Consider the following 5,064-nt stretch of genomic DNA (forward strand, 5'->3'; position numbering starts at 1 on the left):
GCGAAAGCGTCAGCCGGGGAAGTGTGCGCGAGACGATATAGGCGCTGAATTTCACACCAGCGCGGCCACGGCCTCGACTTCCCGCAAGCGCACCGAACCCATTCTGCCCGCCGATATCTGTTGCATGTCGCCATCGGGCGACACGCACAATCCTTCCTATCTTGCTGTTTTATCGAGGAATCATTCAAACCCGCCGGATACGCTGTCGCCATTGAGCGACACTTGACCCCGTTTTTGCCTCGGACCCGCTTCCGTCCGACTCTTTATCTTGCTGTTTATAAAAGAATTTTCACTGCTGGCGCACGTATTGCTAATTGCCCCCTGCGACCCGTTCCGGCCGCAACCACACCAGAGCGTTTTACAACCCAGCCATATAACCCAGCATCGAAAGAGACCCATCCCATGCTCAAGACCTTCATGCATTCCGGCAATCCCGGCAATTCCAGAAACGACGCGGCCCGGCCGGGCCATACCGGCTACCCGGCCAAACCGGCCGAATCCCCCAGGCCGGCCGAGGCGGTCCGCGAGGAAACCCTGCCGCAGGCTGCCAAATCCACGCGCAACGACGAGGGCAGCAAGCTCATCGTCGGCCCCAACATCAAGCTGAAAGGCTCCGAAATCACCGATTGCGAGATCCTGGTGGTGGAAGGCCGCGTGGAAGCCTCGATGAACAGCCGCGACATCCGTATCGCCGAAGGCGGCATATTTTCAGGCAAGGCCGAGATCGACGTGGCGGAAGTGCGCGGCACCTTCGAGGGCGAACTGACCGCCCGCAAGCGCCTGGTGGTGTATGCCACCGGCCGGGTCAACGGCACGATCCGCTACGGCGCGCTGATGGTCGAGGAAGGCGGCGTCATTTCCGGAAACATGGCGATGCATTCCGCCGGCCCCAGCCTGGCCAAGCTTGCGGACAGCGCCACGCAGACCCCGGCGCCCGAAGCAGACGAGGAAAAGACACCGGCGCTGGAGCAGGCCCAGCCCGGCTCTGCGTTCGCCGCCCGCGGCCAGAGGCGGCAGGCTTGACCCGATCCGCGGGAAGCGTGCGCTGTCGTTGGCAAGCGACAGTGTCGAAGCAAGGCCGGGGGCCGGACCGTAACCTCCTGCGCTTCGGCTCGCGCAGGGTGGCATCGCGCCTGCGCGCGGTGTGGGCGGACGGCGAGCTGAACCGCCTCGCGGCGCTGATGCTCTACCGGGTGCTGGCCATGACGAGACTGCAGGCTGCGGCGCCGGCTAAAGTTTCGCGCTGCGCCCGCCGTCGACCGCCAGGATCTGCCCCGTCACGTAATGCGTATCCATCGCGAAGAAGCGCACCGCCAGCGCAATGTCGCTGGGATCGCCGGCGCGTTTCAGCATGGTGTGCGAGACAATGCGCTGGCGCGAGACCTCGTCGAAATTCGAGTCGCCCTCGGGCCACATGACCGGCCCCGGCGCGATGCCGTTGACGCGCACTTCGGGCGCCAGCTCGCGCGCCAGCGACTTGGTGAGCCCGACCAGGCCGGCCTTGGCGACGGAATAGACGACGTAGCTTTTCATCGGACGGTCGGCGTGGATGTCGGTGATGTTGATGATGCAGCCGCAGCGTTTCTTCAACTCGGGGGCGGCGGCCTGCGACAGGAACATCGGCGCCTTGAGATTGCTGCCCATTAAATCGACCCAGTCCTTCTCGGTAATGTCGCCGACCGGAGTGGGATAGAAACTCGACGCATTGTTGAGCAGCACGTCGAGTCCGCCGAAGGTGGCGACGGTCTGGTGGACCAGACCGGGCAGACCGCCGGTGTCGTGCAGGTCGGCCTGGATCAGGGCCACCGAGTCGGGGCGGATGGCATTGAGTTCGTCCTGCAGCACGCGCGCCTCGGTGGCCGAGCTGCGGTAGTGGATCATCAGCTGGGCGCCGGCCGCGTGCAGCAGGCGCGCCGACGCCGCCCCTACCCGCCGGGCCCCGCCGGTAATCAATACGATTTTGCCTTGCATCGGGGTTCGCCCTTATAGTCACTCGATTCCGCATTATCCCCGAACTGTCCCGCCGCATGCTGCCCGCCCCCCCTCCCGACGCCCTCGCCCACAGCCGGCGTGTCGCCGCGCATCTGCGCACGCTGATCGAAAATGCCGGCGGCTGGATCCCGTTCTCGCGATACATGGCCGCCGCGCTGTATGCGCCAGGTCTCGGCTACTACGCCGCCGGTGCCATGAAATTCGGTATGGCGGGTGACTTCGTCACCGCGCCGGAACTCACGCCGCTGTTCGGCCGCACGCTGGCGCATGCGATCGCGCCGCTGTTGGCAGAGCGCGGCGGCGAGGTGCTGGAACTGGGCGCCGGCAGCGGGCGGCTGGCGGTCGACCTGCTGGGCGAACTGGAGCGGCTTGGCGCAGTGCCGGCCCGCTATTGCATCCTGGAGGTGAGCGCCGACCTGCGCGAACGCCAGCAACGCATGATTGCGCGCGAACGGCCTCGTCTGCGCGAGCGGGTGCAGTGGCTGGACGAACTGCCGGCGCATTTCAGCGGCGCCATCCTCGGCAACGAGGTGCTCGACGCGCTGCCGGTGGAACTGGTGCACTGGACGGAGAGCGGGCCGCTGGTGCGCGGCGTGGTGCCAGAAGGCGAGGCGTTCGCCTGGCAGGACCGTGCCATCGCCGACCCCGCGCTGCGCGCCCGCGCCGAGGCGCTGAACCTGGCGCCCGGCTATCTCTCCGAGATCAACCTGGCGACCGATGCGCTGATCGCGTCGCTCGGAAAAGTACTCGACCACGGCCTGCTCCTGCTGATCGACTACGGCTTTGCCGCCGCCGAGTACTACCACCCGCAACGCCACATGGGCACGCTGCGCGCGCATTACCGCCATCACGCGCTGGACGATCCGTTCTACCTGCCGGGCCTCGCCGATCTCACTGCGCACGTCGATTTCAGCGCGGCGGCGCGGGCGGGAACGGCGGCGGGGCTGACACTCGCCGGCTACACCAGCCAAGCGGGTTTTCTGCTGAACGGCGGCCTCGCCGAACTGCTGATGCAGACATCGCCCGCCGACGCGGCAGCCTACCTGCCGCAGGCGAATGCGGTGCAGCGGCTGGTGTCGCCGGCCGAAATGGGCGAGCTGTTCAAGGTGATCGGTTTCGGCAAGGGGCCCATACCAGCGCTGGCCGGCTTCGCCCGTGGCGACCGGCGGCACACGCTGTAGCCGGATCGTAGGAGGGGCGCCTTTATGCCCTCAGGTGTCCGGCCCGATGAGGGCGATGCCCGAAAATCGCGGCGGGGGCGCCGCTCCCACAAAAAACCTTAAACCAGCGGCAGCTGCGCCTCTGCTTCCGGCGGCAGGCGGGTGACGCGCACCGCGTACAGGCGGCGGCTGTCGGCACGCAGGATACTGAAATTGAAGCCGTCGAATTTCACCGATTCGCCGCGCTTGGGCAGGTGGCCGAAACGCGACACGACGAGGCCGCCGACGGTGTCGAATTCCTCGTCGGAGAAATGCGCGCCGAGGGCCTGGTTGAAGTCGTCGATCTCGGTGGCGGCCTTGACGCGGAACACGCCTTCGGTTTCGCGGATGATGTTGTCCTCGGTCTCGTCGAAGTCGTATTCGTCCTCGATGTCGCCGACGATCTGCTCGAGCACGTCCTCGATCGTCACCAGCCCGGCGACGCCGCCGTATTCGTCGACGACGATGGCGATGTGGTTGCGGCTGGAGCGGAACTCCTTCAGCAGCACGTTGAGCCGCTTCGACTCGGGGATGAACACCGCCGGGCGCAGCATGCCGCGGATGTCGGCGTCGGCCTCGGCGTAGTGGCGCAGCAGGTCTTTCGCCAGCAGGATGCCGATGACGTCGTCGCGGTCCCGGTCGATGACCGGAAAGCGCGAGTGCGCGGTTTCGATGGCATGCGGAATGAAGATTTCCGGTGCGTCGTTGATGTCGACGACTTCCATCTGCGCGCGCGGGATCATGATTTCGCTGACCCGCATTTCGGACACCTGCAGCACGCCCTCGATCATCGCCAGGGCGTCGGCATCCATCAGACTGTTTTCGTAGGCGCCGTGCAGCAGTTCGATCAACTGCTCACGGTCTTCGGGTTCGCGCATCAGCCAGTGGGAAATGCGCTCAAGCAAACTCGGCTTGGGACTACTGTCGGACTCCATGTGGGCAAAAACTCAGGACGAATAGGGATTGGGGATGCGGAACCGCTTCAGTATAGCGGCTTCGCGCGATTCCATGATGTCGGCATCATGAGGGTCGATGTGGTCGTAGCCTTGCAGATGGAGCACGCCGTGGACGGTCATGTGGGCGTAATGATGCTGCAGCGGCTTGCCCTGTTCGCGCGCCTCGCGCTCGACCACCGGCGCGCAGATCACCACGTCGCCGCCGAGCACCCGGGCGCCGGATTCGTTCACGGGCAGCTCGCCGTATTCGAAAGTCAGTACGTTGGGCACGTAGGCCTTGTCGCGGTAGTCTTGGTTGAGCGACTGCGCCTCCTCGGCGTCGACGATGCGCACCGTGATCTCGGCGGCATGCTCCAGCGCGGCAGCGACCCAGCGGCGGATTTGCGCGCGCGCCGGCAGTTCGGCAGCGGCGCTGGCGAACTGCACCGCCAGCCGTAATTCGGGGTCAGGGTCGGCCATCGGTTTGCGCGCGGCGCGCGGCGTAGGCATCGACGATGCGGCCGACCAGCGGATGACGCACCACGTCTTCGGACTGGAAGTGGGTGAAGGCGATGCCGCGCACCTCGCCCAGCACCTCGGCCGCATCCGTCAGCCCCGACTTCACGTGCTTGGGCAGGTCGATCTGGGTCGGGTCGCCGGTGACGACGGCGCGCGCGCCGAAGCCGATGCGGGTGAGGAACATCTGCATCTGCTCGGGGGTGGTGTTCTGCGCCTCGTCGAGGATGATGAAGGCGTGGTTGAGCGTGCGTCCGCGCATGAAGGCGAGCGGCGCCACTTCGATGGCGTGGCGCTCGATCAGCCGCGTCACCTTGTCGAAGCCCATCAGATCGTAAAGTGCATCGTACAGCGGACGCAGATACGGATCGACCTTCTGCGTCAGGTCGCCCGGCAGGAAACCGAGGCGCTCGCCGGCTTCT

6 protein-coding genes are annotated in these 5,064 nt (G+C 66.0%); 2 read left to right on the forward strand and 4 right to left on the reverse strand.

Annotation, left to right across the window (positions count from 1 at the left end):
- The first annotated feature begins 402 nt into the window (after positions 1-402).
- Positions 403-1,023 (forward strand): polymer-forming cytoskeletal protein, encoded by a 621-nt coding sequence (locus Q0L94_RS16880; protein WP_296755635.1) that lies wholly within the window; start codon positions 403-405, stop codon positions 1,021-1,023.
- Between the two features lie 207 nt (positions 1,024-1,230).
- Here the strand turns inward: Q0L94_RS16880 and Q0L94_RS16885 are convergent, their stop codons facing one another.
- A complete protein-coding gene (locus Q0L94_RS16885; protein ID WP_296755638.1) occupies positions 1,231-1,971 on the reverse strand; it encodes a pteridine reductase in 741 nt (246 codons plus the stop codon).
- Positions 1,972-2,027: 56 nt separating this feature from the next.
- Here Q0L94_RS16885 and Q0L94_RS16890 point away from each other — a divergent pair, with 56 nt between their 5' ends.
- The gene (locus tag Q0L94_RS16890; RefSeq protein WP_296755641.1) at positions 2,028-3,173 is read left to right on the forward strand and encodes an SAM-dependent methyltransferase; all 1,146 of its coding nucleotides are present in this window, start codon (positions 2,028-2,030) and stop codon (positions 3,171-3,173) included.
- A gap of 98 nt (positions 3,174-3,271) precedes the next feature.
- On the opposite strand, the gene Q0L94_RS16895 is transcribed toward Q0L94_RS16890, so the two are convergent.
- The 3 genes from Q0L94_RS16895 to Q0L94_RS16905 form a co-directional block, all read right to left on the reverse strand.
- On the reverse strand, positions 3,272-4,126 hold the full coding sequence (locus Q0L94_RS16895; protein WP_296755643.1) for a transporter associated domain-containing protein: 855 nt from the start codon (positions 4,124-4,126) through the stop codon (positions 3,272-3,274).
- A gap of 12 nt (positions 4,127-4,138) precedes the next feature.
- A complete protein-coding gene (gene ybeY, locus Q0L94_RS16900) occupies positions 4,139-4,636 on the reverse strand; it encodes an rRNA maturation RNase YbeY (protein WP_296755646.1) in 498 nt (165 codons plus the stop codon).
- On the reverse strand, positions 4,593-5,064 hold a 472-nt coding region (locus tag Q0L94_RS16905; protein WP_296755648.1), incomplete at its 5' end, for a PhoH family protein. The genes ybeY and Q0L94_RS16905, both read right to left, overlap by 44 nt.

It is taken from the genome of Thiobacillus sp., assembly GCF_024708915.1.

Bases quoted from the DNA above. Each gene is read 5' to 3' on its own strand.
- Q0L94_RS16880 (WP_296755635.1), top strand. From the start codon at position 403: ATGCTCAAGACCTTCATGCATTCCGGCAATCCCGGCAATTCCAGAAAC.
- Q0L94_RS16885 (WP_296755638.1), bottom strand. From the start codon at position 1,971: ATGCAAGGCAAAATCGTATTGATTACCGGCGGGGCCCGGCGGGTAGGG.
- Q0L94_RS16890 (WP_296755641.1), top strand. From the start codon at position 2,028: ATGCTGCCCGCCCCCCCTCCCGACGCCCTCGCCCACAGCCGGCGTGTC.
- Q0L94_RS16895 (WP_296755643.1), bottom strand. From the start codon at position 4,126: ATGGAGTCCGACAGTAGTCCCAAGCCGAGTTTGCTTGAGCGCATTTCC.
- ybeY (WP_296755646.1), bottom strand. From the start codon at position 4,636: ATGCCTACGCCGCGCGCCGCGCGCAAACCGATGGCCGACCCTGACCCC.